The organism is Ruegeria sp. BG10 (assembly GCF_056538575.1).
Genome location: NZ_JBQFTI010000003.1, coordinates 120,009 through 146,765, shown reverse-complemented (window position 1 = coordinate 146,765; position 26,757 = coordinate 120,009). Strand labels below are relative to the sequence as shown.

At 62.8% G+C, this 26,757-nt stretch carries 24 protein-coding genes; 14 read left to right on the top strand and 10 right to left on the bottom strand.

What is annotated here, in order from left to right; genetic code table 11:
• Window positions 1–27: 27 nt before the first annotated feature.
• Entirely contained in the window at window positions 28–315 is a 288-nt protein-coding gene (locus tag ACR0D8_RS14020) for an I78 family peptidase inhibitor (protein ID WP_475156609.1), read from the bottom strand.
• Between the two features lie 130 nt (window positions 316–445).
• Here ACR0D8_RS14020 and ACR0D8_RS14015 point away from each other — a divergent pair, with 130 nt between their 5' ends.
• Together ACR0D8_RS14015 and ACR0D8_RS14010 are read left to right on the top strand one after the other, a co-directional pair.
• On the top strand, window positions 446–1,558 hold the full coding sequence (locus ACR0D8_RS14015; protein WP_480647367.1) for an S-(hydroxymethyl)glutathione dehydrogenase/class III alcohol dehydrogenase: 1,113 nt from the start codon (window positions 446–448) through the stop codon (window positions 1,556–1,558).
• A 97-nt stretch (window positions 1,559–1,655) separates the two neighbouring features.
• The gene (locus tag ACR0D8_RS14010; protein ID WP_480647365.1) at window positions 1,656–2,384 is read left to right on the top strand and encodes an NYN domain-containing protein; all 729 of its coding nucleotides are present in this window, start codon (window positions 1,656–1,658) and stop codon (window positions 2,382–2,384) included.
• Between the two features lie 23 nt (window positions 2,385–2,407).
• Here ACR0D8_RS14010 and ACR0D8_RS14005 read toward each other — a convergent pair whose 3' ends face one another.
• The 3 genes from ACR0D8_RS14005 to ACR0D8_RS13995 form a co-directional block, all read right to left on the bottom strand.
• Window positions 2,408–3,343, bottom strand: a complete 936-nt coding sequence (locus tag ACR0D8_RS14005) for a DMT family transporter (protein ID WP_480647363.1) — start codon at window positions 3,341–3,343, stop codon at window positions 2,408–2,410.
• 143 nt (window positions 3,344–3,486) lie between these two features.
• Window positions 3,487–3,900, bottom strand: a complete 414-nt coding sequence (locus ACR0D8_RS14000; RefSeq protein WP_480647361.1) for a group III truncated hemoglobin — start codon at window positions 3,898–3,900, stop codon at window positions 3,487–3,489.
• A 48-nt stretch (window positions 3,901–3,948) separates the two neighbouring features.
• Window positions 3,949–6,867, bottom strand: a complete 2,919-nt coding sequence (locus ACR0D8_RS13995; RefSeq protein ID WP_480647359.1) for an error-prone DNA polymerase — start codon at window positions 6,865–6,867, stop codon at window positions 3,949–3,951.
• A gap of 121 nt (window positions 6,868–6,988) precedes the next feature.
• On the opposite strand from ACR0D8_RS13995, the gene ACR0D8_RS13990 reads away from it, so the two are divergent.
• Complete coding sequence (locus ACR0D8_RS13990) at window positions 6,989–7,453, top strand: DUF1203 domain-containing protein (protein ID WP_480647358.1); 465 nt, start codon at window positions 6,989–6,991, stop codon at window positions 7,451–7,453.
• Here ACR0D8_RS13990 and ACR0D8_RS13985 read toward each other — a convergent pair.
• Complete coding sequence (locus ACR0D8_RS13985) at window positions 7,450–8,442, bottom strand: ABC transporter ATP-binding protein (protein ID WP_480647725.1); 993 nt, start codon at window positions 8,440–8,442, stop codon at window positions 7,450–7,452. The genes ACR0D8_RS13990 and ACR0D8_RS13985 overlap by 4 nt on opposite strands.
• 87 nt (window positions 8,443–8,529) lie before the next feature.
• On the opposite strand from ACR0D8_RS13985, the gene ACR0D8_RS13980 reads away from it, so the two are divergent.
• From ACR0D8_RS13980 to polA, 4 genes are all read left to right on the top strand, one after another.
• On the top strand, window positions 8,530–8,706 hold the full coding sequence (locus tag ACR0D8_RS13980; protein ID WP_480647356.1) for a zinc-finger domain-containing protein: 177 nt from the start codon (window positions 8,530–8,532) through the stop codon (window positions 8,704–8,706).
• Entirely contained in the window at window positions 8,707–9,390 is a 684-nt protein-coding gene (locus ACR0D8_RS13975) for a TIGR02117 family protein (RefSeq protein WP_480647354.1), read from the top strand. It begins immediately after the preceding gene.
• Window positions 9,391–9,452: 62 nt separating this feature from the next.
• A complete protein-coding gene (locus tag ACR0D8_RS13970; RefSeq protein ID WP_480647352.1) occupies window positions 9,453–9,923 on the top strand; it encodes a hypothetical protein in 471 nt (156 codons plus the stop codon).
• Window positions 9,924–9,993: 70 nt separating this feature from the next.
• Window positions 9,994–12,789: a DNA polymerase I gene (polA, locus tag ACR0D8_RS13965; protein WP_480647350.1), complete on the top strand. Its 2,796-nt coding sequence runs from the start codon at window positions 9,994–9,996 to the stop codon at window positions 12,787–12,789.
• Between the two features lie 45 nt (window positions 12,790–12,834).
• Here the strand turns inward: polA and ACR0D8_RS13960 are convergent, their stop codons facing one another.
• Window positions 12,835–13,065, bottom strand: a complete 231-nt coding sequence (locus ACR0D8_RS13960) for a DUF2798 domain-containing protein (RefSeq protein ID WP_480647349.1) — start codon at window positions 13,063–13,065, stop codon at window positions 12,835–12,837.
• A gap of 78 nt (window positions 13,066–13,143) precedes the next feature.
• The gene (locus ACR0D8_RS13955; protein WP_480647347.1) at window positions 13,144–13,893 is read right to left on the bottom strand and encodes a hydroxypyruvate isomerase family protein; all 750 of its coding nucleotides are present in this window, start codon (window positions 13,891–13,893) and stop codon (window positions 13,144–13,146) included.
• Between the two features lie 175 nt (window positions 13,894–14,068).
• On the opposite strand from ACR0D8_RS13955, the gene ACR0D8_RS13950 reads away from it, so the two are divergent.
• A complete protein-coding gene (locus tag ACR0D8_RS13950) occupies window positions 14,069–15,010 on the top strand; it encodes a DMT family transporter (RefSeq protein WP_480647345.1) in 942 nt (313 codons plus the stop codon).
• Here ACR0D8_RS13950 and ACR0D8_RS13945 read toward each other — a convergent pair.
• Entirely contained in the window at window positions 15,007–15,585 is a 579-nt protein-coding gene (locus tag ACR0D8_RS13945; protein WP_480647343.1) for a DUF1285 domain-containing protein, read from the bottom strand. The two genes, ACR0D8_RS13950 and ACR0D8_RS13945, sit on opposite strands and share 4 nt — an antisense overlap.
• A 64-nt stretch (window positions 15,586–15,649) precedes the next feature.
• Between ACR0D8_RS13945 and ACR0D8_RS13940 the strand changes: the two genes are divergently transcribed.
• Genes ACR0D8_RS13940 through ACR0D8_RS13925 form a run of 4 tightly spaced genes read left to right on the top strand, consistent with a single transcriptional unit; the run spans window position 15,650 to window position 22,327 of the window.
• A complete protein-coding gene (locus ACR0D8_RS13940) occupies window positions 15,650–16,657 on the top strand; it encodes an AAA family ATPase (RefSeq protein ID WP_480647341.1) in 1,008 nt (335 codons plus the stop codon).
• Entirely contained in the window at window positions 16,654–17,529 is an 876-nt protein-coding gene (locus tag ACR0D8_RS13935) for a DUF58 domain-containing protein (RefSeq protein WP_480647339.1), read from the top strand. Before ACR0D8_RS13940 ends, ACR0D8_RS13935 begins: the two co-directional genes overlap by 4 nt.
• Window positions 17,526–20,288, top strand: coding sequence for a DUF4159 domain-containing protein (locus tag ACR0D8_RS13930; RefSeq protein WP_480647338.1), 2,763 nt, complete (start codon window positions 17,526–17,528; stop codon window positions 20,286–20,288). Before ACR0D8_RS13935 ends, ACR0D8_RS13930 begins: the two co-directional genes overlap by 4 nt.
• On the top strand, window positions 20,285–22,327 hold the full coding sequence (locus ACR0D8_RS13925) for a hypothetical protein (RefSeq protein WP_480647336.1): 2,043 nt from the start codon (window positions 20,285–20,287) through the stop codon (window positions 22,325–22,327). Before ACR0D8_RS13930 ends, ACR0D8_RS13925 begins: the two co-directional genes overlap by 4 nt.
• Here the strand turns inward: ACR0D8_RS13925 and ACR0D8_RS13920 are convergent, their stop codons facing one another.
• Window positions 22,328–23,179, bottom strand: coding sequence for a 2-keto-4-pentenoate hydratase (locus ACR0D8_RS13920; protein ID WP_480647334.1), 852 nt, complete (start codon window positions 23,177–23,179; stop codon window positions 22,328–22,330).
• Window positions 23,180–23,297: 118 nt separating this feature from the next.
• Between ACR0D8_RS13920 and ACR0D8_RS13915 the strand changes: the two genes are divergently transcribed.
• Together ACR0D8_RS13915 and ACR0D8_RS13910 are read left to right on the top strand one after the other, a co-directional pair.
• The gene (locus ACR0D8_RS13915) at window positions 23,298–25,511 is read left to right on the top strand and encodes a response regulator (protein ID WP_480647332.1); all 2,214 of its coding nucleotides are present in this window, start codon (window positions 23,298–23,300) and stop codon (window positions 25,509–25,511) included.
• Window positions 25,512–25,520: 9 nt separating this feature from the next.
• On the top strand, window positions 25,521–25,979 hold the full coding sequence (locus ACR0D8_RS13910; RefSeq protein WP_480647330.1) for a VOC family protein: 459 nt from the start codon (window positions 25,521–25,523) through the stop codon (window positions 25,977–25,979).
• Here the strand turns inward: ACR0D8_RS13910 and yaaA are convergent.
• Window positions 25,970–26,740: a peroxide stress protein YaaA gene (gene yaaA / locus ACR0D8_RS13905; protein WP_480647328.1), complete on the bottom strand. Its 771-nt coding sequence runs from the start codon at window positions 26,738–26,740 to the stop codon at window positions 25,970–25,972. The genes ACR0D8_RS13910 and yaaA overlap by 10 nt on opposite strands.
• Window positions 26,741–26,757 lie beyond the last annotated feature (17 nt).

Below are 26,757 nucleotides of genomic sequence, written 5' to 3'. Positions count from 1 at the left end.
AATGAGAATCACCTGCCGAGTCCACGCCTACCCGCAGGTCAGGCGCTGAATGATCCCGGCTTCGTCGACGAATACGTTCAGACGGTCGATGCGGTAATCCTGCGTCGCGATCCCGTCCGGGCCCAGAACCCGCGCACGGTCGGGCAACACGCCCTGAACGGTCGAAACCGGCTGACCCACCGAACCGGCCAACGCCGCGCCCTCGCAAAAGGCCAGATCAACCGGCGCAGGTTCGGGCGGCAGCGGGGCATCCTCGGGCGGCGGCGCTTCGGTGCAGGCGGCCAGCAGGATCAGTGCGGGAATAAAACGGTGCATTGGCGTTCCTCTTTCCGGCAATGTCGCATCTGCAATATCAATAATTTACCCAGGCTGCCACCAAAGCACAGTTGAAAACGCCCTGCAATTGACGCAGGGTCGGGGCAAAATAGACAGGGAGACAAGCACAATGCGTACCCGTGCCGCCGTCGCCGTTCAGGCGGGCAAACCTTTGGAAGTGATGGACGTGAACCTCGAAGGGCCCAGAGCGGGCGAGGTTCTGGTCGAGATCAAGGCCACCGGCATCTGCCACACCGATGAATTCACCCTGTCGGGCGCTGACCCCGAGGGCCTGTTTCCGGCCATTCTGGGCCATGAAGGCGCGGGCGTGGTGGTCGAGGTCGGCCCGGGCGTGACCAGCCTGAAACCCGGCGATCACGTGATCCCGCTCTACACCCCCGAATGTCGTGAGTGTGAATACTGCCTGCATCCCAAGACCAATCTGTGTCAGGCGATCCGCGAAACGCAGGGCAAGGGGCTGATGCCGGACGGGACATCCCGGTTCTCGACCCTGGATGGCGATCCGATCCTGCACTACATGGGCTGCTCGACTTTCTCGAACCACACGGTCCTGCCGGAAATCGCGCTGGCCAAGGTGCGTGAGGACGCGCCGTTCGACAAGATCTGCTATATCGGTTGTGGCGTGACCACCGGCATCGGTGCCGTCATCAACACCGCCAAGGTGGAAATCGGCAGCCGCGCCATCGTATTCGGTCTGGGCGGTATCGGTCTGAACGTGATCCAGGGCCTGCGACTGGCCGGGGCCGACCAGATCGTCGGCGTGGATCTCAACCCGTCAAAGGTTGAGATGGCCACCAAGTTTGGCATGACCGATTTTGTGAATCCCAAAGAGGTCGAAGGCGATCTGGTCCCCTATCTGGTCAACCTGACCAAAGGCGGCGCGGATTACACATTCGACGCCACCGGCAATGTCGGCGTGATGCGCGACGCGCTGGAATCGGCGCATAAAGGCTGGGGCGAGTCGATCATCATCGGCGTGGCACCTGCGGGCGCCGAAATCTCGACCCGACCGTTCCAACTGGTCACAGGCCGTTCTTGGCGCGGCACCGCATTCGGCGGCGCCCGGGGCCGGACCGATGTGCCCAAGATTGTCGACTGGTACATGGACGGGAAGATCGAGATCGACCCGATGATCACCCACACGATGGGTCTGGACGACATCAACCACGGTTTTGACCTGATGCATAAGGGTGAGAGCATCCGCTCGGTCGTGGTCTACTGAACGACCTGAAATTTGCGCAAGGGGCGGGCCTTTTTTCCGCCCCTTTTGTGTTTTTACATCCCTCGTATTGAACGACAAATTTGAGTTGAGGGAAAACGTGACTGCAGGCAGAACGGACCGGCTGGCCGTGTTGATTGATGCGGACAACGTACCGGCAAAACACGCAGCAGAAATTTTCGAAGAAGTCGCTTCCTTGGGAGAAGCCAGCCTGAGGCGGATTTACGGGGATTTTTCCAATGGCTCGCCCCAAGGATGGGAGGCAAAATCTCTCGCCGAGTATGCCATCGTTCCCCATCAGCAACTTGCAAATACAACCAAGAAGAACTCAAGCGATATCGCGTTGGTAATCGACGCAATGGATATCCTGCATTCAGGCCGGTTCAGCGGCTTTGTTCTGGTATCTTCAGACAGTGATTTCACCCGGCTCGCCAGTCGCATCCGGGAACAGGGGTTGGATGTCTTTGGAATTGGTGAACGCAAGGCTCCTTCTGCGTTTGTGGCTGCGTGCAACCGATTTATTTACATAGAAAACATTGAGAAAACGCCCTCGGATTCGCAGGAAGCCAAAAAACCCAACGACGCTAAGCCAAAGCACGATCTGAATCACGCCTACCAGCTCATTCGGAATGTTGTTCTGAACACTAAAGAGGCTGACGGTTGGGCAAGCTTGTCTTTTGTTGGCAGCCAGCTTGGGAAAATCTATCCCGATTTCGATTCCCGCACTTATGGCCAGAAGCGCCTCGGTGATCTGGTCAGAGCAATTGACCGCTTCGAGGAAAGCGGCATGAATGGCGGTTTCAAGATCAGGTGCAAGGACACCGAGTAACCTTCACCGAATAAAATGGCCGATCATTCCCCCGGTCGCGTCGCCCCGGTATCCGACCGTGGCGAGCGCACCCTCAGGACCGGGGTGTTGGCCGATGTGTTTGCCCGGCTTTCGCGCCAGACCACAAAGACGCCCGAGGCGATGATGATGCTGGCCCCGATAGCCACCCAGCCGTCGGGCTTTTCGCCAAAGAAAATCATGCCGAACAGCGTGGCCCAGATGATCTGGCTGTACTGGCTGGGGGCGACGACTCCGGCAGGTGCCGCGCGATAGGCCAGGATGATCAGGTGCTGCGCGATCACCGAGAACACGCCGACCAGCGCCATCATCGCCAGATGCAACAGGGACGGGGGTTGATAGACGGCGGGCTGGGCCAGGCTCATGACCAGAATGGCCAGCAGCATCGGATAGAGGATCAGCACGGCCGAGCGTTCCTCATTGCCGATCTTGCGCACCAGCACGGACGCAAATGCGCTGCAGAAGGCGGCGGTCAGGGCGGCGAGATGCCCCAGCGTGATGTCGGTCGTACCGGGCCGCAGCACGATCAGGACGCCGATCAGGCCGACACCCACGGCCGCCCAGCGCTGGGCGCGGACGACCTCGCCCAGAATCGGGATCGACAGCACCGTGACGATCAGCGGGAAGGAAAACAGCAGCGAATAGACCTCGGCCAGCGGCAGCGTGGAAAAGGCGTAAAACGCGCAGGACATGCCCGTCACCATCAATGCGGATCGCAGCATGACCAGCATGGGATGGCGCGGCATGAAATTGCCCGTCGACCGATCGGTCAGGATCGTGACGGCCATGGGGACAAAGGAAAATAGCGTGGCGAAGAAGATGATCTGCATCACCGAATAGGTTCCGCCCAGCACCTTGATCAGCGCGTCATGGCTGGCAAAGACCGCGAATCCAAGAAACGCGAAGCCAAGTCCCCTGAGGGTGGTGTTTTGAGTGCTCATCGAATTGGCCTCGGGTGATGTGTCGGTGTGTCATCGCAGCGCGGGCAAAGTCTCCGGCTGGCCTGCCTCTGAGTAAACCCATTTCGGCAAGGCGCAAAGCCCCTATTTTACCGCTAACATGACAAACCTGCCATGTCGTGAGATCAACGCAGAACCGGCGGCGCGTCCTTTGGTTGGCGGGCCGACTGAACGCCGGCCTTCATGCCCATGCCGATGCGCTGGGCCAGTGCGACCCACGGGGTTGCTGTTTCCGGGGGCAGCGTCTGCGTGGCAACCTCTTCGAACAGATCCAGCCAATGGGCGAACATCTCGGGGCGCACGTCGGGCCGTTCGATATGAATGCGTTGCGGATTGCCGTCATAGCTGCGTTCAAACAGGATCGCGTTGCGCCAGAAGGCGGCGATCTTTTCCTCATGTGCGGGCCAGTCGGTGACATGGTTGGCAAAGACCGGACCCAGCAGCCCGTCCTGCCGGACACGGGCATAGAACGCGTTGACCTGTGCGTTGATCTGGTCAGGTGTCGCAGGGAAGCGCGGCGGCAGGGTTGGTCTGGTCATGAGGTGCCCGGTTTCGTCTCTGTTCCTGGCCAATATCCCGTTCAGCTGTCAGGCGACAGGGGTGGTTTTGTCGCGTGGCTCGGGCGTCAGCAGATGCCGCAGCAGGGCCACCGGATGCGCCTTGAGGCTGAGGCGGGTGGCCACGTAATCCTCGACCACCTGTTCGCCCAGCGTCATCTGCGGCAGATAGGCCTCGGGCTCGTCCAGCGCTTCGCCTTCCATATCCTGTGCAAACAGCGGCAAGGGCTTGGCGGTGGCAATCGCCTTGGCCTGCCACAGCGCCTCGCGCCGGGTCAGATCGCAGGCGGCAAAGGCATCGGCCTCGGCCAGCCGTTCGATCACCGATGGGCCCAGCCCGGCGCGGCGCCAGACGTCATCGACCTGATGGTAGCCGTTGCCGCGCGCGGCGGTGAGCCAACTGGCGTCTTCCTCGCTCAGCCCCTTGATCTGACGGAACCCCAGCCGCAGGGCCAGCCCGCCCTGGCCGTCGGGTTCCATCACATTGTCCCAGAAGCTGGCATTGATGCAGACCGGGCGCACCTGCACCCCGTGTTCGCGCGCATCCCGCACGATTTGCGCCGGAGCATAGAATCCCATCGGCTGTGAATTCAGCAGCGCGCAGGCAAAGATGCCCGGATGGTGGCATTTGATCCAGGCCGAGGCATAGACCAGCAGCGCAAAGCTGGCCGCGTGGCTTTCGGGGAAACCGTAAGAGCCGAAGCCTTCGATCTGCGAAAAACACCGTTCCGCGAAGTCCTGTTCATAGCCGTTTCGCGCCATGCCGCGCAAGAAGAGCGCGCGGAACTCGCTGACATTGCCATGTTTCTTGAAGGTTGCGAGCGAGCGGCGCAGCCGATCGGCCTGTTCCGGGGTGAACCCCGCGCCCACGATGGCGATCTGCATCGCCTGTTCCTGAAACAGCGGCACGCCCAGCGTCTTGCCCAGCACCTCGCCCAAGGCGTCCGAGGGGAAGCTGACCTCTTCCTCGCCATTTCGCCGCCGGATATAGGGGTGGACCATGTCGCCCTGAATGGGGCCGGGGCGGATAATGGCGACCTCGATCACCAGATCATAGAAATTGCGCGGTCGCATCCGCGGCAGAAAGTTCATCTGTGCACGTGATTCCACCTGAAACACGCCGATACTGTCGGCTTTGCACAGCATGTCATAGACCGTTGGGTCCTCGGGCGGCAGCGTGGCCAGGGTATAGCTGGTCTGGTGATGCTGGGTGATCAGATCAAACGCCTTGCGGATACAGGTCAGCATGCCGAGGCTGAGGACATCGACCTTGAGGATGCCCAGACTGTCGATATCGTCCTTGTCCCAGCAGATGACCGTGCGGTCTTCCATCGTGGCGTTTTCGACGGGGACAAGCTCGTCCAGACGCCCCTCGGTGATAATGAAACCGCCGACATGTTGCGAGAGGTGGCGGGGGAAGCCGTCAATCTCATAGACCAGCATCAGAGTTTGTTTCAGGCGGCGATCCTCGGGATCGAGGCCGATTTCGCGCATGCGTTCCGCCTCAAGTCCGGCGGCTGAGAAAAAGCCCCAGAGCTGGGAGGAGAGCGCCGAGATGGTGTCTTCGGTCAGGCCCATGGCGCGCCCGACCTCGCGGATGGCGCGCTTGCCGCGATAATGCACGACCGTGGCGCAGAGGCCGGCGCGGTGGCGGCCATAGCGGTCATAGATGTGCTGGATCACCTCCTCCCGTCGTTCATGTTCGAAATCCACGTCGATATCGGGTGGCTCGTCGCGGGCCTCAGACACGAAACGTTCGAAGACCATGGTGCCCATCTCGGGGCTGACCTCGGTGATGCCGAGGCAGAAGCAGACGACGGAGTTGGCGGCCGAGCCGCGCCCCTGACACAGGATGCCGCGGGAGCGGGCGAAATGGACGATGTCGCGGACGGTCAGGAAATAGGGCTCGTATTTCAGCTTGCCGATCAGGGCGAGCTCATGCGCCAGCATCTTTTGCGCCTTCTCCGACGCGCCCGCCGGATAGCGCCAGTTCAGCCCCTCCTGCGCCAGACGGTGCAGGCGTTGGGTCGGGGTCTCCTGTTCGCTGCCTTCGCTGGGATATTCATAGCGCAGCTCATCAAGCGAGAAGGTGAGCTGTTCACTGAGCGCATGAGCGCGGGCGACAGCCCCCTCATGGCCCTTGAAAATGCGCAGCATTTCGGATTCCGACCGCAGGCGCTGTTCGCCATTGGCCAGCGCGTCGCGGCCCAGCTCATCCACCTTGCGGCGCAGGCGGATGGCGGTCAGCACATCCCCCAGCTTGCGGCGCGCGCCGTGATGCATCATCGGCGTGGCGCTGGCGAGGGTGGGCAGGTCGAGCTGTTTCGATTTAGTCTCTAACAAAGAGAAATGCGTGCTGTCCGCACCATCATATCGGGGATGCATCAACAGATGCATCCGCCCGGCAAAGCGGCGCGTCAGCTGTTGCGCCTGTGTCCGCCACGCGTCCGCGCCGCCCTTGGACCGGTCCGCCTGTGGCCAGAGCAGCAGGTGGAGGTCGTCGGAAAATTCCAGCAGGTCGGACAGGTGCAGGATGCAGTCGCCTTTCAAGGCGCGCAGGCGACCTTTGGAGAGGATGCGGCACAGGTTGGCCCAGCCCTGCCGGTTCAGGGGCAGGGCGGTCACGGTGGGCGCGTCGGTGAAGATCAGTCGCGCCGCCGGGATCAGGCGCGGGACCTCGTGGACCGGATAAGAGGGCGGCTTGGGGATGTGATCGGGGCAGGGCGGGCCGATGGCGGTGTTCTGCGCCTCCCATTCCAAGCGCTCACGCACCTTGCGGGCGATCTCGCGCCCCTGGGTATGGGCGCGGACGATGCCGGCAACCGAGTTGTCATCGGCAATCGCAATGGCAGGCAGGCCCAGGGTAACGGCGCGCTCCATATACTCCTCGGGGTGTGAGGCCCCGGTGAGGAAGGTGAAGTTCGACGTGATCGACAGTTCGGCATACATGGCGATTCCCTATTATATTCACGTTTTGTTCTTTTTCGAGTCCTTTGCGCCAATGCGCAGGAAACGGGTCGCCTTGGGGGCAGGCGGGCGGGCATGGTCGCCACAAAACAGGAGACCCGATATGTTCAAGATCACTGCCCTTCCCACCGACGAAGTCCGCGCCTATCAGGCCGGAGGCCCGGATGCTTATGGTGCCACCCCCGAGCGCGCGGTGTCAGACGGGCACGGCAACCCCTGCCGGCATTGTCTGCGCAACATTCCAGAAGGAGAAGACATGCTGATACTGGCCCATCGCCCCTTTTTAGAGACACATCCCTATGCGGAAACGGGTCCGATTTTTCTGTGCGCCGCGCCATGCGAACGGCATCAGGGCGATGCGGTGCCCGAGATTCTGACGACCTCGCCCGACTATCTGATCAAGGGCTACGGGGCGGATGACCGGATCGTCTATGGCACCGGGGCGATCACGCCCACGGATCGGATCAGAAATGCGGTCAGCGATATCTTTGCGCGTCCGGATGTGGCCTATATTCACGTCCGCTCGGCCCGCAACAATTGCTATCAGGCAAGAATCGACCGGGTCTAAAGCTTGACCCGGTGCATCCCCCGGCGGGGCTGATTCCGGTCCTCGGCCGGGGGATCGTCGGCCCGGCTGGAGGTCAGGGCTAGGAAGACATCCTCAAGATCGGCCTCTTCGGTGCGCACGTCGCGGATGCGGATATCGGCGGCTCGTACGGAGGCCAGAACCTGCTCGGCGCTGGTCTGGGCGCTGCGGTATTGCAGCACCAGGCTGCCGTCATCGCGCAGCGCGGCGTCGACGCCTTCGGCGACCGGCAGGTCGATGACCGGGCTGTCCGGTACGATCACCATGGTGCGGCTGTCCATGCGGCCCAGCAGGTTGGCGGTGCTGTCCTGCGCGATTTTTTCGCCGTGGTTGATGATGGCGATCTCGTCACACATTTCCTGCGCTTCTTCCAGATAATGCGTGGTCAGAATGATGGTCATGCCCTGTTCATTCAGCCTGCGCACGTTGGTCCAAAGCATCTGGCGCAGTTCGATATCCACACCCGCCGTGGGTTCGTCCAAAACCAGAATCTTGGGGTGATGCACCAGCGCCTTGGCCAGAAGCAACCGCCGCCGCATCCCGCCCGAAAGCGTGCGGGCATACGCCTCGGCCTTGTCGCTGAGGCCAACCAGTTCCAGAATCTCGTCGCTGCGGCGTTCGGACTTCGGCACGCCATACAGCCCGGCCTGAACTTCCAGCGCGCCGCGCGGCGTGAAAAAGGGGTCAAGGTTCAGTTCCTGCGGCATCACGCCGATTGCAGCGCGCGATTGGCGCGGGTTTCGGTCCTGATCAAAACCCCAGATTGACACGGACCCCGCCGATTTCACCACCAGACCGGCGAGAATGTTGATCAGGGTCGATTTGCCGGCCCCGTTCGGCCCCAGCAGACCAAAGACCGAGCCGCGCGGGACAGTCAGGTCGATGCCCTTCAGCGCCTGCTTCTCGGGCTGAGCCTTGCCGCCGCGATAGGTCTTGCGCAGCCCTTCGATCCTGATTGCCGCATCGCTCATGTGGCTCTTGCCCCCGGTTTGCTCATCGCTCATAAACGCACCTATTACATGCCCGCGAGGCCGACAACCGAAGAAGGATCGCCAGCCGTGACCATCGAAGCGCCGGAAACCAAGATCGTCGAAACCGCCCGTGTCGCCTGTGACGGCGGCGAAGGTGCGTTGGGCCATCCGCGCGTCTGGTTGCAGATCCCCGAGGATACGGGCTGGGTCGAATGCCCCTATTGCGACTGCAAATATGTGCTGAAGGGTTCCGGGGCGGAATAAGTGCGCCGGGCCGCCCGACGCGTCGCGCTGGGCGGGGGTCTGCTGGTAATTCTCTATTTTCTGGCGGCGACGCTCGGGGCGATCATACCGGGGCGCACCAGCTCGGATAACGGCCGGGCGACTGTAGAGGTCGGGCTGATCCGGGGTCCGATACATTACGATTTTCTGATCCCGCTGACCCCGGATGTCCGCCAAAGGCTGCGCGCCCTGTCCGATGCGGGGCTTGCACTGGATCAGCCACAGGCCCGATGGCTGTTGATCGGCTGGGGCGCACGCGAATTCTATACCACCACAGGCACCTATGCGGATGTCAGCGCCATGGCCATTCTCAAAGGGCTGACAGGCGACGGTTCGGTGATCCGAGCCGACGTGCTGGGACCTCTGCGGCCGGATGCCGAGCTGCCGTGGATAACAATGACGCCCGCTCAGTTCGACCGCTTCCTGATTGCGATCGAGGCCAGCTTTGCCCGATCGGATCAGAGCGCTTTGCGGCCGCTGGATGTGCCGGGATTTTCTGCAACAGACCGGTTTTTCGAGGCACGGGGCCGGTTCAACCTTTTGCAGACCTGCAACGTCTGGGTGGGACAGATGTTGCGTGCGGCGGATATCCGGTTTGGTCTTTGGGTGCCGCTGCCCTATTCCGTCACGCTGTCGCGCTGGCTTTTCCAAAGCTCTGCACCGTGAACCCGCCCCAGAATCGCCGTTTTGTTGCGGTAATGGCGGGTCAAACAACGTGAGCAGTACCCATGTCGCATGTTTCGGTTCAAACGCCCCCGTCGCCTGTATTCGGCTGGCTGGGATTTGCGGTCGGCGCGGTTTCTCTGCTGTCCGCCCTGTTCGTTTTCTGGGCAGGGCCATTTGCGCCGCAACAGACAGCTGGCGTCTCTCTGGGTGAACTGGCAGCAGAGATCGGCAAGTCCACCCTGCGCGCCGCGGCCGGGATGGAACAGCCCGCGCCCGTCACCCCCACCCGTGATCTGGACGATCTTCTGCGCATCGGTGTGGCGATGCTGGGCGGGCTGGCCATTATCTTTTCGGCCATCGGCATTCTGCGCCACGAAAATATGCGCCCGGCCATCGCAGGCGCGGTGATCGGCACGGGCGCGATCCTGTTTCAGTTCTTCGCCTTCGCCTTTTTTGCCTTCCTCGGGGTGCTGGTCATCATGGCGCTGCTGCACAGTTTCTCGGATTTCTTCTCGGGTCTCTCCGGCGGCTGAAAGACGTTCTTGACTGGCCACCCGTCCGACCCTGTGGCAGAACCATCCCTGACCGACAGGGAGAGCGCGCATGAGCAATTTCGGAAAAGGGTGTCACCTGCATCTGATCGACGGATCAGCCTTTATTTTTCGGGCCTATCACGCGCTGCCGCCACTGACGCGGAAATCCGACGGGTTGCCGATCGGGGCGGTTTCGGGCTTTTGCAACATGCTGCAGAAATATGTCGAAGGGAATGACGGGCCGGACGCGCCGACCCATGTGGCGGTGATCTTCGACAAGGGCTCTCATACGTTCCGCAACGACCTTTATGACCTCTACAAGGCCAACCGCGAGGCAATGCCCGAAGACCTGCGGCCGCAGATGCCGCTGACCCGCGAGGCGACCCGCGCCTTCAACATCGCCTGCAAAGAGCTGGAGGGGTATGAGGCCGACGACATCATTGCCACGCTCGCCGTTCAGGCGCGTGAGGCCGGGGGCCGGGTGACCATCGTCAGCTCGGATAAGGACCTGATGCAGTTGGTTGGCGACGGCGTCGAAATGCTGGATGCGATGAAAAACAAGCGCATCGACCGGGACGGGGTGATCGAGAAATTCGGCGTCGGCCCGGAACGCGTCGTCGATGTGCAGGCGCTGGCAGGTGACAGCGTGGATAACGTGCCGGGCGCGCCGGGCATTGGAGTCAAGACGGCGGCCCTGCTGATCAACGAATATGGTGATCTGGAAACCTTGCTCGACCGCGCGGAAGAGATCAAACAGCCCAAGCGCCGCCAGACCCTGATCGAAAAGCGCGACCAGATCGAATTGTCGAAAAAGCTGGTGCAGCTGGACGAAAACACACCGCTGGATTTCACGCTGGACGATCTTGAAGTGAAAGACCCCGAGCCGGATGCGCTAATGGGTTTTCTGGCCGAAATGGAATTCCGAACACTCACCAAGCGCATCGCTGACAAGCTGGGGGTCGAGACTCCGGTGATCCCCGAAGCGCCCGCTGCCGAAGTTGAGACAGAGGCCGAAACCGTCCCGTTCGACGCAGAGAAATATGAATGCGTGCGGGACGCTGCGGCGGTGCAGGCCTGGATCGACAGGGCTTATGAGCGCGGCTGGATCGCGGTGGATACCGAAACCACCGGCCTGAACGAGATGATCGCCGATCTGGTCGGTATCTCGCTGTGTGTCGAAGCGGGCGAGGCCTGTTATATCCCACTGACGCATCGGGACGGAGCCAGTGATGACCTGTTCGGTTCGGACGCGCTGGCCGAGGGGCAGATGCCGCTGGATGAGGCCCTGACCCTGCTGAAACCAATGTTCGAGGACCCGTCGATCCTCAAGATCGGGCAGAACATGAAATATGACGCCAAGATATTCAGGCGTTACGGAGTCGACGTCACACCCATCGACGATACGATGCTGATGTCCTATGCGATGCATGGCGGCGAGCATGGGCATGGCATGGATACGCTGTCCGAGCGTTACCTGAACCACACGCCGATCCCGATCAAGCCGCTGTTGGGCTCGGGCAAATCGGCGATTACTTTCGACAAGGTGCCGATTGACGAGGCCACGGCCTATGCCGCCGAGGATGCCGATATCACCCTGCGTCTGTGGAAGCTGTTCAAGCCGCAACTGCATCAGGTGCAGGTGACGACGGTGTATGAGACCCTCGAACGTCCGCTGGTGCCGGTGCTGGCCGAGATGGAGATGCACGGCATCAAGGTTGACCGCGATGTTCTCAGCCGCATGTCCAACGCATTCGCGCAAAAAATGGCCGGCTTAGAGGCTGAAATCCACGAGTTGGCGGATGAGAAATTCAACGTCGGTTCCCCCGCGCAACTGGGCGAGATCCTGTTCGACAAGATGGGGTTGGAAGGCGGCAAGAAGGGCAAGACCGGGAAATATTCGACCGGGGCCGATATTCTGGAAGACCTTGCCACCGAACATGAACTGCCGCGCCGGGTGCTGGACTGGCGGCAGCTTTCCAAGCTGAAATCGACCTATACAGACGCGCTGCAGACCCATATCAACCCCGACACGGGGCGGGTGCATACGTCTTATTCGATCACCGGGGCCAATACCGGACGTCTGGCCTCGACCGATCCCAACCTGCAGAACATCCCTGTGCGCACTGAGGAAGGCCGCCGCATCCGCGAGGCATTTATTGCCGAGCCGGGCAATGTGCTGGTCAGCCTCGACTACAGCCAGATCGAGTTGCGCATTCTGGCGCATATCGCGGATATTTCGGCTCTGAAACAGGCGTTTTCGGATGGTCTGGACATTCACGCCATGACCGCGTCCGAGATGTTCGATGTACCGCTGGACGAGATGACGCCGGATATCCGCCGTCAGGCCAAGGCGATCAATTTTGGTGTGATCTATGGCATCTCGGGCTTTGGTCTGGCGCGCAATCTGCGCATCCCGCGGGCCGAGGCACAGGGGTTCATTGACCGCTACTTCGAGCGGTTCCCGGGCATACGCCGCTACATGGACGACACCGTCGCGTTTGCCAAAGAACATGGCTATGTGCAGACGCTGTTTGGGCGCAAGATCCACACGCCCGAGATCAACGCCAAGGGACCGCATGCCGGGTTTTCACGCCGGGCGGCGATCAACGCACCGATTCAGGGCACGGCGGCGGATGTGATCCGGCGCGCGATGGTGCGGATGCCGGATGCCATCAACGGGCTGCCTGCCAAGATGCTGTTGCAGGTGCATGACGAATTGCTGTTCGAAGTGGCCGAGGACGCGGTGGATCAGGTGATCGGTGTGGCCCGCGACGTGATGGAAGGCGCATCCGATCCTGCCGTGAAGCTGGATGTGAAGCTGAGCGTGGATGCCGGGCAGGGGGCCAACTGGGCCGAGGCGCATTAAGCGCGGCGTTGCTCATCCGGCCCGGCGGGCCCTCTTCGCAGCGGGTCAGTCTTGCGGTCTGACCATCCGGCCGACCAGCCGTTGCACCGACGGGCCCAGTACAAGGATCACTGTGAAGGCTATGGGCCAGCAAAAGGCCCAGGATGCCATCCAGTCCCCCAGTGTGCCTGGCCCGAAGCCGATCGCCTTGACCGTTGCGATGCCGGTCACGATGCAGGACATCAATCCCGACATGATCAGGCTGAACAGGGTACGGGCATAGCGGCTGGGGATCATCTGAGGCATCCTGAGAATCGCGTTGCCCCGGTTTGCGGTATTTTCCAGCCGAATTCCAGACAGGACGTCGTTCCGGAACTACATCCAGCCCAGAGATGCAACGGTGCGCGGGGTAGACGGGTTGTATTCGGCGCTGACCCAACCGGAATAGCCGGCCTCATCCATGGCCGCGAACAGGCGTGTGAAATCCGTAGGCCCGCGGCCCGGTTCTGCCCGGTCCGGGGCGGCCCCGATCTGAGCATGGGCAATTCTGGGGTGAAAGCGATCCCAGACCGCCAGCGCATCGCCGTGGATCATATGAGCATGAAAACTGTCGAATTGCAGACCGATATTGGGGCGGTCCACCCGGTCCAGTACTTCAGCCGCCAGATCATAGTCATTGAGGAAATACCCGGGCTGCGAGGACGGGTTGAGCGGTTCGATCGTGAATTGCTGCCGGGGTGCGATATCCGCAGCCCATTGCAGGTTCTGCACAAAGCTGTTCAGCGCCTCTGCTCCGGCCGCATAGCCTGACATGATGTGGATCAGCCCCGGCCGCAGCACCTCGGCATAGCGCAGGACGCGGCGGATATCCGACCGGAACCGGGCCTCGCCGCCGGGCACCGCCGCGTATCCGGGCGCGCCGCCGGTGTAATTCGGGGGTGGCGCGTTGATCAGCACCAGTTCCAGATCGTTGGTCAGCAGGGCGCGGCGGGTCTCTTTCGCGGCCAGTTCGTAAGGGAACAGAATCTCGACAGCCCTGAAACCCGCATCCGCCGCCGCCTGAAAGCGGTCAAGATAGGGAAGCTCGGCAAAAAGCAGGGAAATATTGGCGGCGAATTTGGGCATGTGTGACCTCGGGCAAAGGGTGGGGGGACCTTAATCGCGCGGTGCCTGCCGGGAAAGGGACTGAAAACGACAGATTGTCGAAAATCAGCCAGATCGCCCCGCCGGTTTCAGGAACCTTTGGGACAATACGGCGAATCATTTCAACGGCGCCGTACCAACAGAAGGTCCGAATACCATGGCGATGAGCCCTGACCCCGTGCGCGGGAACACCCTGTCTGTGTCTGGCGGGCGCAGTTCCGCCTTTTCCGGCAACGGGTTGGCCGTGGCGTCCATGCTGACCTGGGCGGCCGGGTTTCCGGCGGCCGAAGTGCTGCTGCAAAGCTGGCCTCCGGTCGCACTGTTCGCGGCCCGGCTGGCCCTGGCGGTGGTTTTTCTGGTCCCGGTCTGGATACTGATCGACGGTCCGTCGCTAGTGCTTCGCGCCCGCTGGCGGCATGCGTTGCTGGTCGGCGGAACGCTGGGCGCCGGCATGTTCCTGATCATTCTGGCGCAGAAACTGACCGATCCGGTGACCGTGGCCATCATCGCCTCCTGCGCGCCGTTGTTTGCAACCCTGCTGGAACTGGCGACCGGAACGCGGCGGTTGCGGCTGAACTTTGCCCTGGGTGTGCTGGTGTCGATCATCGGCGGGCTGATCGCCACCAGCGCGGTGGCCCCGGCCCAGCTGGGGTTGGGCGCTGGCTGCGCCATCCTGTCGACCGGGCTGTTCTGCTGGGCGAGCATGGCGACCGCGCGGGACTTTCCGGAACTCAGCCAGATCGGGCGCAGCTCGATCACGCTTGTCGGCGGGCTGGTCGTGGCCGGGGTTCTGTTCTTTGCAGCGGGACAAATGGGGATGGAGGTCATGCCCGCCGCAGCGGTCGATCTGCAACAGGTCGGTATGCTGTTGATCTATGCTCTGGTCTCGCTGGGTCTGAGTCAGGTGTTCTTCGTTGCTTCGGTGGGCAGGCTGGGGGTCGCATTGGCCTCATTCCATATCAATGTCGCACCGTTTTACGTGATGTTGATCATGCTGGTGTTGGGCGAGGAATGGAACTGGACCCGTGCGCTGGGCGCGGCGATTGTCGCTGTGGCGGTGATTTTGGCGCAGGATCGCCGGGCGGCGCAGCGGGCCTAATCCGGCAGGTCCCCGGACTTGATCAGCGGAAAGAACTGCCCGCCGGACCAGACGCCGAACCCGTCACCATTGTGTTCGGCGATGTCGACAAGGCGGTAAAAGCTCTTGCGGTCGATCCGCGCCTCAAGGTTCGCGCGCACCAGTATATACGGGGAAGGTTCCTCTGTTTCGGGATCGGTGACAATCCGGATCGGATGATCCGGCCCCGCCATCGCGCTGTCGCCGACATGGGTGGAAAACGTCAGAACCTGATCCCGGCCCTGGCCTTCGGCATCGAAGTCCACCGCCACGAATGGTGCGTCCTCGACGGTGATTCCCACCTTTTCGACCGGGGTCACCAGAAAGTACTTCCCGTCTTCTTTCTTAAGAATTGAGGAAAAAAGCTTCACAAGCTCGAACCTGTTGATGGGTGACCCTAAGTAACTCCATGACCCATCTTTGGCGATCCGGATGTCCAGATCACCGCAAAACGGAGGATTCCACAGATGAACAGGCGGCAAACCCCTGGTTTTGGTTGATTTGACTGATGCTGCCAAACCTTCCGGCGAAGGTGTCACAGGTTTTTGTCCGCTCATTGCTTTTGCCATTTCCTTTTCGCGCGATACACTTCAACCATATTAGTCCACGGAAGGGAAAGTCATGACCGAACCTGCCGACCTCGTGTCCGAGATCGAAGCGCTGGAAACCAAACTGCAAGAGGCCAAGTCCTCGATCACCCGCCGCTTTATCGGACAGGAAAGGGTCGTGGATCTGACCCTGACCGCGCTGTTGTGCGGCGGGCATGCCCTGCTGATCGGTCTGCCCGGCCTGGGCAAGACGCGGCTGGTCGAGACGCTGTCGACGGTGATGGGCCTGCATGGCAACCGCATTCAGTTCACGCCCGACCTGATGCCCGCCGATATTCTGGGGTCCGAGGTTCTGGACACCGCCGAAGATGGCAGCCGCCATTTCCGTTTCATTCCCGGTCCGATCTTCTGCCAGTTGCTGATGGCGGATGAAATCAACCGCGCCAGCCCGCGGACGCAGTCGGCGTTGCTGCAGGCGATGCAGGAACGCACAGTGACCGTTGCCGGTGAAGACCGCGCGCTGGGCGTACCGTTCCACGTTCTTGCCACGCAGAACCCGATTGAGCAGGAGGGCACTTATCCGCTGCCCGAGGCGCAACTGGACCGGTTCCTGGTGCAGATCGACGTGGATTACCCCGACCGTCAGACCGAACGTGACATTCTGCTGGCCACCACAGGCGTGGAAGAGGAAGAGTCGCATCAGATTTTCTGCATGGACGAGTTGCTGGCCGCGCAGGTTCTGCTGCGCCGTATGCCGGTGGGCGAGTCGGTGGTGGAACTGATCCTCGATCTGGTCCGCGCCTTCCGCCCGGAAGAACCCGGCGCCTCGGAACGGGTCGCGGAAACCGTGGCCTGGGGGCCCGGCCCCCGCGCCGCGCAGGCGCTGATGATGACGGTGCGGGCGCGGGCGATGCTGCAGGGCCGACTGGCCCCCAATGCCGAGGACGTGCTGGACATGGCGCGCCCGGTGCTGAGCCACCGGATGGCGCTGAACTTTGCGGCGCGGGCACGGGGTGACAGCCTGGCCGAGCTGATCGAATCCACCGCTGCCGGACTGATCCGCACCGAGGCCGCGGCGTGAATGCCGCGCTGACCCTTCGCGAAAGATCCGAAGCCGAGGCGTCGCGGCTGCCGCCGCTTTTGGCGCGCGCCGAACATCTGGCCGGTACCGTCCTGCTGGGGGATCACGGACGCCGGCGTTCGGGCCTTGGCGATGATTTCTGGCAATACCGCCCCGCCCAGATCGGCGACAGTCGCCGCCTGATCGACCACCGGCGCTCGGCGCGCGGGGATCAGCAATATGTGCGTGAACGGGAATGGCAGATTGCGCAATCGGTTATGCTGTGGGTGGATCAGGGTGCTTCGATGCGGTTTGCCTCGGACAAGTCCTTACCCACCAAGGCCGACCGCGCGCGGCTGTTGGGGCTGGCGACGGCCATTCTTCTGGTGCGCGGCGGCGAACGTGTGGGGCTGACCGGCACCACCCTGCCGCCCCGGCGCGGCAATGCGCAGATCATCCGGCTGGCGCAGGCCTGGTCCGAAGACGCCGCGCCAGATTATGCCCCGCCCGAACACCGCGCCATGATCCCTCATGCCCGTGCCGTGTTCATCTCTGATTTTCTCGGCCCTCTGGGCGAGGTCGAACTGGCACTGACCAAGGCCGCCGACCGCGGCGTGCGCGGCGTCCTGCTGCGGGTTCTCGACCCGGGCGAAGAGAGTTTTCCCTATCGCGGCCGCACGATCTTTGAAAGCGTCGGAGGTTCTGTCAGGCATGAAACCCTGAAAGCCGGGGACCTGCGCGACCGCTATCTGGACCGGCTCGCCGAACGCAAGGATGCGCTGACCCGCCTGTGCCGCGCGACGGGGTGGCAGCTGGGCCTGCATCACAGCGGCGACAGCGCGCAGGTGGCCTTGCTGTGGCTCTATCGCGCGCTGGACGGGGGGACGGTATGACGGTTCTGGCGGGCATCGGATTCACCGCGCCTTGGGTGTTGCTGGGTCTTCTGACCCTGCCGATCCTGTGGCTGATCCTGCGCGCGGTGCCGCCCGCGCCGATCCGGCGGTTGTTTCCGGCGGTGACGCTGCTTCTGGGTCTGAAGGATGACGAAAGTGTCTCGGACCGGACGCCGTGGTGGCTGCTGTTGCTGCGGATGCTGGCGGCGGCGGCGATCATCATCGGACTGGCGGGACCGGTGCTGAACCCGTCACGTGACGAGACCGGATCAGGGCCGTTGCTGCTGGTGCTCGATGCCAGTTGGGCTGGGGCGACGCGGTGGTCTTCGACCCTGGATCAGATCGACGCGCAACTGACCGAGGCCGGTCGGGCGGGGCGCACCGTGGCGATCCTGGGGCTGACCGAACCTGAAACGCCGGTGTTTCAGGCGGCCGAGGCATGGCGCGGACGTCTGCCGGGGCTGGCGCCGATGCCATGGCAGCCGACCACGGCGCAGATTGATCAGGTGCTCGCCGCGCTGGATCAGGTCGAGGGTGGCTTTGACTCTCATTGGTTCAGCGACCGGCTGAGTTATGACGGGCATGACAGGGTACTGTCGGCGCTGCAGGCGCGCGGGGCCGTGACCGTGTTTCAGTCACCATCGCCTGTGGTTGCGATCCTGCCGGCGGCCTATCAGGACGGGGTTATCGAACTGACGGCCCGGCGGGCCGTTCCCGCCCCGGCCGACCGTATCACCGTGCTGGCACAGGGCCGTGATCCGGCCGGTGCCATGCGCGTTTTGCAGTCAGCCGAGATGGAATTTGCCGGTGGCGAGGGGCAGGCACAGGTGGAACTGGCCCTGCCATCCGAACTGCGCGCCCGTATCACACGGTTCGAAATTCAGGGGCAGCGTTCAGCCGGGGCTGTCACCCTGACCGATGACAGCCTGCGCCGGCGCGAGGTGGCGCTGATCGCAGGCACGCTGAACCGTGAAGGGCTGGAGCTGCTGTCGCCGTTGCATTACCTGACGCAGGTTCTGGTCCCGACGGCGGATTTTGTAGAAGGCGGTCTGCTGGATGTGCTGCCTGCCAATCCCGATGTCATTGTGCTGGCGGATGTGGCGGGTCTGGCGGATGCGGAACAGGCCGCGCTGGTCGAATGGGTCGAACAGGGCGGTCTGCTGCTGCGCTTTGCCGGGCCGCGGATGGCCGCCAGCGATCTGGGCCGGGCCGAGGAGGACATTCTGTTGCCCGTGCGCCTGCGCAGCGGTGGCCGGTCGGTCGGCGGCGCGATGAGCTGGGGCGAGGCCAAGGGGCTGGCGCCTTTCCCGGAAAACTCACCCTTTTTCGGGCTGCGGGTGCCCGGTGACGTGACGGTTACCACCCAGGTCATGGCGCAGCCGGACCCGAATCTGGCCGACCGGGTAATCGCCTCGCTGTCGGATGGCACGCCGCTGGTCACACGCAAGGCGCTGGGGCTGGGTCAGGTGGTGCTGTTCCATGTGACCGCGGATGCCGAGTGGTCCAGCCTGCCGCTGTCGGGCCTGTTTGTGGAAATGCTGGACCGTCTGGCCGTGGCCTCAGCGGCGAAATCCCGGCAGGTGTCCCAGTTGCAGGGCACCACGTGGGAACCGATTCAGGTCATGGACGGCTTTGGCACCTTGTCTGACGCGGGCAATCTGGCCGGGGTCGACGGGGCGGCGCTGGTGTCTGGAACCGTTGGCCCCGGCCTGCGGCCCGGCCTGTATGAAAGCGGCAAGCAGAAACTGGCCCTGAATGTGCTGTCCGATGACGCGGAACTCAGCCCGGTGGTCTGGCCGCCGGGTGTTCCGGTCAGGGGGCAGGAGGTGACAACAGAGACGCCGGTCGGGGGTCTTCTGCTCAGTCTGGCGCTGCTGCTGCTGACCGTGGATGTAATCGCCTCGCTGGCCTTGTCCGGACGACTGGGTTTGGCAAAGGCCGCTGCGGTTGCGCTGGCGGCGGTGATGCTGGTGCCGCAGGCACAGGCGCAGACACCGCAGGACACGGAATTTGCGCTGAATGCCACCAAAGAGCTGGTGCTGGCCCATGTGCTGACCGGCAACGCACAGGTCGACGATGTGGCGGGGGCCGGCCTGCGCGGTCTGGCGCAGACGCTGTTCTATCGCACGTCGGTCGAGCCCGCCGAGCCCATAGGGATTGATCTGGAACGTGATGATCTGGCGTTTTTCCCGTTGCTCTACTGGCCGATCACGCCGGATCAGCCACAGCCCTCGGCCGAGGCGTATGCCCGGCTCAACGCCTATCTGCGGTCCGGCGGGATGATCCTGTTCGATACGCGGGATGCGGATGTGGCCCGGTTCGGCGCCTCCAGCCCAAACGGACGCAAGCTGCAACAACTGGCCGGGCCGTTGAATATCCCTTCGTTAGAGCCTGTTCCGCGTGACCATGTACTGACCCGTGCCTTTTACCTGTTGCAGGATTTCCCGGGCCGCTATGCGGGAACCGAGGTCTGGGTCGAAGCTGCGCCTCCGGATGCGGAACAGATTGAGGGCATGCCCTTCCGCAACCTCAACGACAACGTGACGCCGGTGGTGATCGGCGGCAATGACTGGGCTTCGGCCTGGGCGGTGGACCGCAACGGGCAGGCGCTGTTGCCGGTGGGGCGCGGCTATGCCGGAGAGCGCCAGCGCGAGCTGGCCAGTCGCTTTGGTGTCAATCTGGTGATGCATGTGCTGACCGGGAATTACAAATCCGATCAGGTCCACGTGCCCGCCCTGCTGGACAGGCTGGGACAATGACAGGAACCGTCATCTTCGATCCGCTGATTCCCTGGCCTGTTCTGGCCGTCGTGGCCGCGATTGCGGTCGGCGGCATCGTTCTGGCCCTATGGCGCGGTCTGTCGGGCTGGGCCCTGCGCGGTTTGGCGGCGCTGGTCGTGATCGCCGCATTGGCGGGTCCGGTCTATCAGGTCGAGGACCGCGCGCCGCTGACCGATATCGTGCTGATGGTCGAGGATCAAAGCGCCAGCCAGACCCTGTCGGATCGGGCGGATCAGACCTTGTTGGCGGCTGACGCGCTGGCGGCCGAGATCGAGTCGCGCGACAACACCGAGCTGCGCCGCATCCCCTTGGGTGACGGGGATGGCGACGAAGGTACACAGGTTATGGCGGCGCTGAACGCGGCGCTGGCCGAAGAACCCCGCGCACGCATCGCCGGCATTCTGGTGGTGTCGGACGGAATCGTGCACGATGTCGATCAGGCCCCTGATCTGCCCGCGCCGATGCACCTGTTGCAAACCGGGCGCGCCACTGACTGGGACCGCCGCCTGATTGTCCGCAACGCCCCGGCCTTTGCCATTATCGGCGAACCCGTCACCCTGACCCTGCGGGTCGAGGACAGCGGTGCCGCGCCCGGCGGAGCGGCCACCGCGCCGCTGGAAATCTCGGTGGACGGAGATGAACCGCAAAGCTTCAGCATCCCGATTGGCGTCGATGTGGAACTGCCGATCACGCTGCCCCATGGCGGGCGCAATGTCATCCAGTTCACGGTGCCACAGGCCGAGGGAGAGCTGACCGACCGCAACAACACCGCGCTGATCCAGATGAACGGGGTGCGTGACCGGCTGCGTGTCCTGCTGGTCTCGGGCGAGCCGCACCCCGGCGGGCGGACATGGCGCAACCTGCTGAAATCTGACAGTTCGGTGGATCTGGTGCATTTCACCATCCTCCGTCCGCCCGAGAAACAGGACGGCGTGCCGGTGGACGAGCTTTCGCTGATCGCCTTCCCGACGCGCGAGCTGTTTCTGGAAAAGATCAACGATTTCGACCTGATCATCTTTGACCGCTACAAGCGCCGCGGCATCCTGCCGGCGATCTATCTGGACAATGTCACCAACTACATCAACGAAGGTGGCGCGGTGCTGATCGCTGCGGGTCCGGATTTTGCCAGCGCAGACAGTATCTTCCGGTCCCCGCTGGCACCAATCCTTCCGGCCCAGCCGACAGCCCGGATCATCGAGGAACGCTTTGTCCCAATGGTCACCGATCTGGGTCATCGCCATCCGGTGACGACGAACCTCGGCGATTCCGAGGATTGGGGCGCGTGGTTGCGTCAGATCGATGTCAATCACCGCACTGGCGAGCTGTTGATGACCGGCGTGGACGACCGCCCGCTGCTGGTGCTGGACCGGGTGGGCGAGGGGCGCGTGGCGCTGCTGGCCTCGGATCATGCCTGGCTGTGGAGCCGCGGCTATGAAGGTGGCGGCCCGCAGCTGGAGCTGCTGCGGCGGCTGGCCCACTGGATGATGAAAGAGCCCGAGCTTGAGGAAGAGGCGCTGTGGGCCGAAGCCAATGGTCAGGTCATGCGCATCATCCGTCAGACGCTGGAGGACGAGGTCGGGCCGGTAACCGTGACACGCCCGAATGGCGAAACGCTTGATATCACCCTGGACGAGGTCAGCCCCGGCCGTTTCGAAGCCCGGTATTTCGGGCCGGAAATTGGCCTCTACCGCCTGCAGGAAGGCGAGCAAACGGCAGTGATCGGTCTGGGCCCTGCCGCACCGAAGGAATTCGAACGCACCATAGCCACGGGCGAGATACTGGAGCCCGTGCTGGCGGGAATGCGCGGCGGCGTCATTCGGCTGGAGGACGGGCTGCCCGCAATCCGCAATGTGCGGGCCGGGCGGCCCGCCGCGGGGCGCGGCTGGATCGGTCTGACACCCCGCAATGCCTATGAAACCCGCGATGTCACGCAGGCCGGGCTGCTGCCGCCTTGGCTGGTGCTGTTGCTGGCCGGCGGCTTCCTGCTGGGTGGATGGCTGCGTGAAGGCCGGCGATGATCATTCGAACACGACGCGGACCGTCGGATCGCCCGGCAAGCCCCGATAGGAGGCAGATGCGCCACCCTTGCCCTTTGACGGCGGGAACAGCGGCCCGAACGACCCGACCGAGATCAGGTCTCCGGGCTGAAAGACGATCCCCCTGGACATCAGCCACAGCGCCGCATTGGCCGGATGGCCCAGTACCGCCACCCCCGGCACCTGAGCCAGAACTTCTCCATCCGCCGCGCTGAGCGTTACCGTCATATCCGACAGCGCCCGCGTCATCTCCGCCGGGTCGGTGACCGGAACTGCCGGGCCCAACACGCCCAATTTCGGCGCGACGCCGATGGCCGTCAGGGTCACCGGCGTGATCGGTTCGCCCTCGGCAAGCGTTAGGTCGGGCAGTTCGATGAAGGGATGGATGGCCGAGACTTGCTCCAGCACTTCGGCCGGTGTTGTCGCCTGATTGATCCGCGCGTCGCCGACCACCAGAATGAGGTCGGCTTCAAAGACCGGACGCGCCCCCCACGCGGCGGGAACAGTGGCTCCGTCATTCAGCATCATATCGCGAAACAGCACACCCTGAACCGGCTCGGACGCGCCGAACCTTTCCTGCGCGGGGGCACTGGTCAGACCCGCCTTGTATCCGATGACCGGACCCAGATGCGGCTCTAACGCGGCGACAAGCCTGCCTTGCGTACACAGCGCGTCCGCCATGCTGCCGCCGGGCGACAGCGCCACCGTGGGCGTCGCGGTCAGGTAATCCTGCACAAAGCGGTCGATCTGCTGTGGTGAGGCGCATTCCGCCATCGCGTGTGTGGCACCAAAAACAAGGGCGAACAGAGCGGAGAAGTACCGGGTTCGACGCATCGCAGACCTCCGTATCAGACCACAGACTGACACGCCCGCCGCCGGGGTGGCAACGGCTTAAACACTTTTTCACGCTCTGCCCGGATGCTGGGCACGGATTGGCCCGGGATCACCGACTATGAGTCTTGCAGGAAAACTGGCACAGGAACGGCGCGCGCGACTGGCGGCCGAGCGGCTGCTGGACATGAAACAGGCCGAGTTGTCGGCCGCGAACCGCAAGCTGGGCCTGCATGCCATGGCCCTGACCCGGCGGATCGGGGAAACCCAGGCCGAAGTGGAAACCGTCCGGGATGAGAATGAAAAGGTGAAATCCGATCTGACGGTGGCCAATGCCAAGATCGAGGTGGCCGAGCGACGCCTGTGGCACTCGATCCAGACCATTCAGGACGGGTTCGCGTTTTTCGACGGGGAAAGCCGCCTGATCGGGGCCAATGCCTCTTACTTCAGCCTGTTTGACGGGCTGGACGAAGTGGCGCCGGGCATCCCCTATGCGCAGATACTGGAGGTTCTGACCACCGAGGGGCTGGTTGATATCGGCGACGAACCCGCCGCCGACTGGCAGGCCAGAATGCTGGCGCGGTGGGCCGAGCCGCACCCCGATCCGGTCGTGATCAAACTTTGGAACGGTCAGTATTTCAAGATGATCGATCAGCGCGGCAATGGCGGCGATGTGGTCAGCCTGGGTCTGAACATCACTGCCTCGGTCCGTCATGAGGCCGAGTTGAAGGCCGCCCGCGAACGCGCCGAGGCCGCCAACCGCGCGAAATCGGCCTTTCTGGCCAATATGAGCCATGAAATCAGAACTCCGATGAACGGAATCGTCGGGATGACCGAATTGCTGTCGGAAACGCCGCTGGATGAGGAACAGCGGCTGTATCTCAACACGATCCGCAATTCCGGCGAAGCGCTTCTGGTGATCATCAACGACGTGCTGGATTATTCGAAGATTGAGGCCGACAAGCTGATCCTTCACCCCGAACAGTTCGATTTTGAGCGCTGTATCCTTGAAGTGGCAATGCTGCTGCAGCCCAGCGTGCGGGACAAGGGGCTGTCGCTGCTGGTCGATTATGACCTGTTCCTGCCGACGCTGTTTGTGGGCGATCCCGGTCGCGTCCGGCAGGTGCTGACCAATCTGGTCGGCAACGCGGTCAAATTCACGTCCCAGGGCCACGTCCTGATCCGTGTGACCGGGGTGCCGGACTCGGATACCAATACCTGCGACATCCATGTCGCGATCGAAGATACCGGCATTGGAATCGAAGCGGACAAGGTCGGGCATATCTTTGGCGAGTTCAATCAGGTCGAAGACGAACGCAACCGCCAGTTCGAAGGAACCGGGCTGGGTCTGGCCATCACCAAGCGGCTGATCACGCTGATGGGCGGAACGGTCTGGGTTGAAAGCGAGCCGGGGCAGGGGTCCTGCTTTGGCTTTCGCGTCACCTTGCCGACTGCGGAAGGCCCGCAACCCACGCCACCCGATCTGGCCGGGCGTCTGACCCATGTAATCGTGGTCGAGGATCTGGCGGTCAACCGCGCCATCCTTGCAAAACAGCTGGGGCGGCTGGGGTCGCGGGTGACGGTTTGCAAAACCGGGGGTGAGGCATTGGCCGCAGTGGATGACAGTGTTGATCTGCTGCTGTGCGATCACGACCTGCCGGATATGGATGGGCTGGAACTGGCGACAACGCTGAAAGACCGCGGCTGGGGCGATCTGCCCGTGGTGGTGATGTCTGCCAATCCGGGCGTCATCCACGCCAACCCGGCCCGCCACTTGATCGAAGGGGTGTTGCAGAAACCCATACCGCGTGCCGAACTCTATGCGCGGCTGACAACGCTTGGCCCGGTGCCGGGCGAACAGGGCGCGGCGATCCCGCCAGGCTGTCCGGGTTCCGCGTCAAAACAGGCGGTTGGCGATCAGCGGTTGATGCGGGTTCTGGCCGCCGAGGATAACCGGACAAATCAGCTGATTCTGAAAAAGATGGTCAAGGACCTGCGCATCGAGCTGCGCTTTGCCGGTAACGGGATCGAGGCGGTTGAGGCGCATCGGGACTTTGACCCGGACCTGATCTTCATGGATATTTCGATGCCCAGGATGGACGGCAAACAGGCGACGGCGGAAATCCGGCGGCGCGAAATTGAAACCGGGCGTCATGTGCCCATTGTGGCCCTGACCGCCCATGCCATGGCCGGGGACGATCAGGGCATTCTGTCGGCGGGGTTGGATCATTACCTGACCAAGCCGTTGCAGAAACAGAAGATTCTCCAGATGATCCGGGACTACCAACCCAAGGGGACCGCGCCCGCCATTGCCGAAGATGGGCAGGCTGACTAGGCTGGCCGCATGTCAAACCGTGGATTTCACCCTCGTGCCCTGGGCGAGATTGCCATTCGGTGCGCCGATATGGGCGCGATGGTGGCATTTTACGAGAACGTGATCGGGCTGGAGCGCCTGACCGGTGATCACAACAGCGCCATCACCTTTTTTCGCATTGCCGAGGGCTTCGGCGGGCACACGCAGGTGCTGGCGCTGTTTCATCATACCGCCGCCCCGCGCCCGGGGCTGCATCCGACGGGTGACAACGGGCCCGCGACCGGGGCAGGGTCATCACTGCATCACATCGCACTATCCCTGCCGTTTGAGGAACAAGAGGCCGTGATGCGCTGGTACGACACAATCGGCCAGCCCTATCGCGTCGAACAGTTCGGCTGGATTGGGTGGCGCGGCATCTTCACCGAAGACCCCGAGGGAAACACGGTCGAACTGGTCGCTTATGACCCGTCGATGCTGGATCAGGCCTGATAGGGGCGTGTGAAAACGGGTTTATCTTCTTCCGACAGGTCTGGGCGGTAGGCGTAGCCGCCAGCGTCGAAATCCAGCAAACCCCTGGGATCGGTCAGCCGGTGCTGGATCACATAGCGCGCCATGGCACCGCGTGCTTTTTTAGCGAAGAAACTGACAACTTTTGGAGAGTCGCCCTTTTCCTCCATGAAGACCGGCGTGATCACCCGCAGTTTCAGTGCCCTGGGTTCTACCGCGCCAAAATATTCCTGACTGGCGCAATTCACCAGAACCTCTGAGCCGACCTCTGCCGCCTGCCCGTTCAGGGCTTTGCTCAGCTGATCGCGCCAATATTCATACAGGTTCCTGCCGCGCCGGGTTTTCAGCTTGCTACCCATCTCAAGCCGATAAGCCTGAATCGCGTCCAGTGGGCGCAGCACACCATAAAGGCCGGACAGAATGCGCAGGTGGTCCTGCGCCCAGGCCAACTCGTCTGCATCCAGCGAGGTGGCCTCAAGACCCTGATAGGTGTCGCCGGCAAAGGCCAGCGCGGCAGGGCGGGTGGCATCATCCGCAGGGCAATCGGAAAAAGCGCGGTACCGGTCGCGGTTCAGGCGGGCCAGATCGTCGCTCAGATCCATCAGCTTTTTCAGATCGCCCAAAGTCAGGTTACGGGCGGTCTTCGACAGACGGATCGCGTCGTCCTGAAAGTCGGGCTGCGTGACCTCGATGTCCCGTTCTGCCCAGTCCAGCCGCTTGGCCGGGGAAATGACTACCAGCATATCCGCCCTCGTTCCTT